This is a genomic window from Desulfobulbaceae bacterium, assembly GCA_015231515.1.
Lineage (GTDB): Bacteria > Desulfobacterota > Desulfobulbia > Desulfobulbales > VMSU01 > JADGBM01.
Map to the genome: position 1 here is coordinate 1 of JADGBM010000087.1, position 5430 is coordinate 5430.

The following is a 5430-nucleotide window of genomic DNA, read 5'->3' on the forward strand; positions in this document are numbered from 1 at the left end:
TTTACACGTTACGGTTGTGGATCTTGACCCGCTCAATCGGTCAATACTCCTTGATATCAAGCCCAACAACGACACCCCACCGGAAAGCATACGAACTCAGCTTGCAGAAGGCATGCTGCGCGAGAAAGAGCATTTAATTAAGGCCGCTATCCAAACCCAAATTGGTTTTGCCTGGGAAATATCCGACCTAAAAGGGAGGGGCGAATTTATAATAAGCCCCGAAAAGGTTGAAACCTTTGTTTTTGATGGGGTTGCGCTTATTGAATTTTACCCACCAGAATTTTTTCTTGATATGAATACGATCGGCGGCAAGCAGAATTACCGCCTACTTTACACATAACGCAAAGCAATCCACCAATAAACTATGACGTATAACGTAAATGGTGGCGCTCCACTTGAAGGAATAACAAGTTATTCTACAGATCTGGATATCATTACTTTTGTTATGTTATCCGGTTAGATATAGATGTTCGTGTTTAAAAATAAAAGTTGACACGGCATCATAACAACACACTAATCCGGAGACTTAAATTTTCTATCTGGTTGTCTTTGCCTGCCAAGAACCCTGGTCTTTTTTTATGTGAAACGGTCAGGAGACATTGATGAAATTGGCTATCAGACCCTTAATCTCTTCGGAAAGGCGGGCGAGATCATCAGCACTCTTCTTGAGATTTTTGCCGCTGTTGGAAACCTCGCTGTTTTTGGCACTTACGCTGGCGATATCTTTAGCGATCTCTTTGATTGCACTGGTGCTTAGTGACATATTCCGGTTTACATCCTGAGTTCCTTCCGCTGACTGGCTGATGTTAAACGAAATCTCTTTTGTGGTGACGGACTGCTCTTCGACTGCAGAGGCAATCCCGTAAACTATTTCATTCACATCGACAATCACCAGAGAGATCTTTTTAATCTCAGCCATTGCCGTATTGGTTCGTTCCCTGATGGAGTCAACTTTGGCCTTGATTTCATTGGTCGCCTCGGATGTTTTCATGGCAAGCTCTTTGATTTCGTTTGCTACAACCGCAAAGCCTTTGCCCGCTTCTCCGGCGCGTGCGGCCTCAATTGTGGCATTAAGTGCAAGAAGATTTGTCTGCTCTGAAATATCGGAGATGGTTTCGGTGATCAAGGTGATTTCCTTGGCCGAACCGCCAAACTCATTAATGTGTTCGGTGGTTACCTTCACCTGTTTTACGGCGTCAGAGGTGACCCGACTACCTTTCTCGGTGTTTTTGGAGATCTCTTCAATTGTGTCTGTCATTTGTCCTGTAGCTGCGGCAATAACCCCGATATTAGTCGAAGTTTGTTCTGTCGCGGCAACGACGGACTCCATGTTTTCGTGAAGTTTAATTGCAGCGTTGGTGACATTGGCAGAGTGTGATGATACGTCAGAGGTTGTTTCAGTTAGCTGCAGCGCAAGTTGGGTAAGGTCGCTGGCTGAACAGAACAGGGTCTCTGCCTTGGCAAAAATATCCATGATGATTTTTTTAATAATTTTAAAGAATAACAGCTGGAAAATCAGGAGTATTGCCATTACCGCCCCCATGGCCCAAAAAAGATGTCTGAGGATGTTGGTCAATTGCTGAGAAAGAAGGCCGCTGTTCTTCATAACCTCCTGTTTATTGTGTAGGACGGTGGTGGTGACGCCAATGGCAGATTTCACAACATTGTCATGGATTAGACCTAAGGTTACGATCAGCTCTTCAGTTGTCTTCCTGGCGTCACTGGCCAGTTCAGCCAGTTGAACTGGTGAATCAATTTCGTAGAGTTCTCTGGCAATATCGTCAAGTATAGTAATGTTGCCTTCAATTCTGTCGAGCTGTAGGTCACTGATAAAGCCAATACCTGTGATCTCGAGCTTTTTATGCTGGGCGTGAATCTCCTCCATCGCTTTTTGTAGTGGCAACTTGCTCAGTTCATCCTGGATTACATAGCGGACAATCTCATGCTTTGCCTGTTGGGCATTCAGGTGAAACTTCGCTACTAAATCTTGAAGGGGAAGTGTGTCTTCCACAAAATCATCAAGCTGTCTGGCCAGAGTCTGGATATGTTGATTGTTGCGTTGGTTCTGAAGTCGCCCCTCCTGCACGGAGTTGTAGACTAACCAGAGTCCAAGCAGCATGACGGCGGCGATCAGAAGGATATTGATAACAATAATTTTCTGTAGAGGCATTTTGGCTGATGACTGAAGCAGTCCGGCAGCGGTTTTAGGCGTAGGGGTCAAGGTGATTCTCCTGTCCATGTTTCACAAGACAATTGATAATTGCACGGTTTCTAATACTGGAAGGTCAGGGTTTTGGAGATATTGTGGAACTCATCTCCTGAATGGTCAAAGACTGCTATGGCGGCTAAAACAGTGTCTCCTTTTTTGAATACACGGTCATCAGGATTGCCGGTATTGAGTTTTCGTTTAAGTTCCAGTGTCCATTGACCATTTTCCCAAACCCCTTTTGCCTTTACATCGGCAACTGACCCTTTGACATCGGTGTTAAGGATATACTTTGGCATGCGATCCTGCTCCTTTGTAGCGTACCGTGCGGTCTTGTAGAGTGGGTCTCCTGCATCAGAAGGGCGAAGGATGTAGATTTTCTGGCCATTTTTCGCTTTCGTAGTGTAAGCCTTTTTACTCGGTTCGGTGGTGATGATGGTTAGCTTGTCCTGGGCAAGACCGATGGGGTTGGAGCGGGCAGCTTTCCAGTGCCACATGTCCGCCTTAAATGAGTTTCCGGACAGCCAGTCATGGGTGAAATCGCCTTCCATGTCAAAATTAATTGAAAATCGATCTTCACTCTTATCTTCAGTAGTATATTTTCCTTCTGCGGTGTTCCAAATAAAGGGTTTATGCTCAATGTCATAGCTGTTGTCCTGCCACTGAAAAATAAAAAAAACCTCGTCGCCTGCAATGCCCGATTTAACCGCAACATTTTTTATGTCTAATACCCCCTCCAGGGGAATATTTGTGAACTCATATGCGTGCCAGTCGTTAGCGTTTCCGTCTATCGTCGGAGGTGAATTTAATTGGAACGTCGGGATAGTTTGAGAGAATGCAGGCATAGCGCTAAGCAAGCTGCAAGAAATCGCGAGTAAATAAATATTTTTTTTCACGGAAAAAACCTCCTGACGGAATAATTTTTAATGATAAAGATAAAATCTCCTCATCTGCCAACAACAGATTATTTTATGTTATTATATTTTTTGTGGAGAGGTAAAGGGATTTTATTTTCTTCTTCTTTTTGCACACAAATTTCATCTCAGTTGTGCCATTATCTGTTTATTTGTGATACGCTTTAGTAGGATTTCTTGGATAGGTTGGTTGCGTCTGAGAAAAGTTCTCTTACTCCAGATTCGAAGGAAAACTGTTATGTCCTATAGTCTCAGAGACGATCTTGTGGTGGCAGAGTTTCAAGATGAATCGACTGCGCTTTTGGCAACAATCGAGAACGATGTTATTTCTTTGGAGAAAAATCCCGAAGCGATTAACGGCATATTTAGGGCGATACACTCTGTGAAAGGGAGCGCCGGCATCCTTGAGTTTGTTAATGTCTCTAAACTGGCTCACAACTTAGAAACAATTTTAGATAAGATTCGATCCAATAGTTTGCAATCCAGCAGCGAGGTGGTTGATCTTTTGCTGGAAGGAATCGATTGTCTGAAAGTCTTATTTAAGAATATCTCTGGCAGTGATGAGGTTGATGTTTCAATTATGCTAAGTAAGTTGGATAAATTTATGGCCGACCAGTTAGATCCAGATCTTTCAGAGAAAATTGATATTCCTGTGTCGATTGATCCTGTAAGGCCCAACCCAAAGCCAGCTGGTGTGCCGAAAAGAGTTTTGATTGTTGAGGATGAACTCGTCAATCGAAAACTATTGGAAGAGGCGGTAAGCTGCCTGCTTGAAAATGTTCAGATAGTATCGGTTGATTCCGCTGCTAAAGGGTTATATCATTTTTTTACAAATTCATTTGATCTCGTTTTCCTGGACATAATGATGCCCCGAGTTGATGGCACTGCATTTATAGCTGTTGTCGAGGAAAACCTGAAAGAAGGCCTGATAAGACACAAACCAAACATTGTAGTCCAAACAGCCATTCAGTCAATAGATCAGTTACTGGTTTTAGCACAGAACGAGTGCGTTCAAGAGATACTCAGAAAACCTATTAAAATGGATCGTGTTCAAGAGTGTATTTATCGCTATTGCTGATCTCCTACCAGTCCTCCATAGGCATCCCTTTGGCAACGATACTGCTGAGTGACGAAACGTTTTTTTGAGCAAGGTTCACCTGGCCCTTGATCATTTCATAGACAAAATCGTCCTTGCCAAGAATAGCGCCTGTCTTTTTCTGAAGCCTTTTACCGTGCCGGAGATACTCTTGCATATCGCTAAGCAAGGCCTTTCTTTTCTTATGCTTCTCAAGCTCAGTTTCGATGACCGGCAGCAGCCGTTTAATTGAAATTTCGACAAGCAGGTCTCGAGGAATCTGTTGTCGTTTGGCTATGTCATTTAAGGAAAGCAGTGAATTTCTGCTTATTACAAAAGTTTTCTGGCGAACCTCATTTTTTTCCCCTGCGTAGTTCTGCGCCTTTTCAGCGACCTGTCCAAGTACAGAAGCATTCTCTATCAGTTGGTCAAATAATGATTTCTGCTTGATTCCCAGTTGTCCAGAAATGACGGTTAACAAATCAATGACCTGTTGGGGCAGTCTGAAAGTTGCCCGTACAGACTGCTTTCCGATCAGATCGTTGGCGGTTAATCTGAGGCTGTTGTTTTCTTCAGTGGTTTGTGTGCTCATAAACTCCTCCCTGTGAGAGTAAATGTAGTGTTTCTATATTACTTTGTCAACATGTACATTAAAAGTAATATAAAAGAAAAAGATAAAAAACATAAAAAGGATATTGACAGATACGATTTCGTAATTAATTTTTGAGTCAAAAGGAGGCGGTGTTGTGCTACGGAGTTCTGACGCAGATTAGTTGTAAGGTGGTTCCTGCGAGAACGTCAGTTAAATAAGGAATATTAAAAGGAGGAACGGTTATGTGGACAACATTAAATGATTTTGATCGGATGTTCGGGCATATGGGTCTGCTTCGCTCCCGCATGAACAGATTGTTCACGGATTTCGACAGATCGTATGGTGGTGATTTTGGTTGGAGGGTTGCAGATGGGAGCCCCCGCACGAATCTTTATGACAATGGGGCCGCTCTTGAAATACGAGCAGAGGTTCCGGGTTTGACCAAGGAGGATCTCAATATCAAAATACAAGGGAACTACCTTGAAGTTAGTGGAACCAGGAAGTCAGATGCGCCTGAGGGGTACAAGGCCCATCGTGTTGAGCGGGGCGAATCGTCCTTTACTCGGAGTTTTACGCTGCCCACTGATGTCGATGTGGAGAAGGTTGAAGCGTCATTAAATAATGGCATTTTAACCCTTGTTCT

5 protein-coding genes and 1 pseudogene (1 of these 6 only partly in view) are annotated in these 5430 nt (G+C 43.4%); 3 read left to right on the plus strand and 3 right to left on the minus strand.

Going from position 1 to position 5430, the window contains the following annotated elements; genetic code table 11:
* A partial coding sequence (locus tag HQK80_12205) for a hypothetical protein (protein ID MBF0222967.1) occupies nucleotides 1-340 on the plus strand: 340 nt, incomplete at its 5' end.
* 249 nt (nucleotides 341-589) lie between these two features.
* Here HQK80_12205 and HQK80_12210 read toward each other — a convergent pair.
* Complete coding sequence (locus tag HQK80_12210) at nucleotides 590-2221, minus strand: hypothetical protein (GenBank protein MBF0222968.1); 1632 nt, start codon at nucleotides 2219-2221, stop codon at nucleotides 590-592.
* Between the two features lie 50 nt (nucleotides 2222-2271).
* The gene (locus HQK80_12215) at nucleotides 2272-3102 is read right to left on the minus strand and encodes a hypothetical protein (GenBank protein MBF0222969.1); all 831 of its coding nucleotides are present in this window, start codon (nucleotides 3100-3102) and stop codon (nucleotides 2272-2274) included.
* A 256-nt stretch (nucleotides 3103-3358) separates the two neighbouring features.
* On the opposite strand from HQK80_12215, the gene HQK80_12220 reads away from it, so the two are divergent.
* Nucleotides 3359-4198 (plus strand): Hpt domain-containing protein, encoded by an 840-nt coding sequence (locus HQK80_12220; protein MBF0222970.1) that lies wholly within the window; start codon nucleotides 3359-3361, stop codon nucleotides 4196-4198.
* Nucleotides 4199-4202: 4 nt separating this feature from the next.
* Here HQK80_12220 and HQK80_12225 read toward each other — a convergent pair whose 3' ends face one another.
* Nucleotides 4203-4787 carry a hypothetical protein gene (locus tag HQK80_12225; GenBank protein MBF0222971.1) on the minus strand — a complete coding sequence of 195 codons (585 nt, stop codon included), beginning with the start codon at nucleotides 4785-4787 and terminating at the stop codon, nucleotides 4203-4205.
* Between the two features lie 242 nt (nucleotides 4788-5029).
* Between HQK80_12225 and HQK80_12230 the strand changes: the two are divergent.
* Nucleotides 5030-5430 (plus strand): annotated as a pseudogene (locus HQK80_12230) (Hsp20/alpha crystallin family protein); it runs 45 nt beyond the window's last position.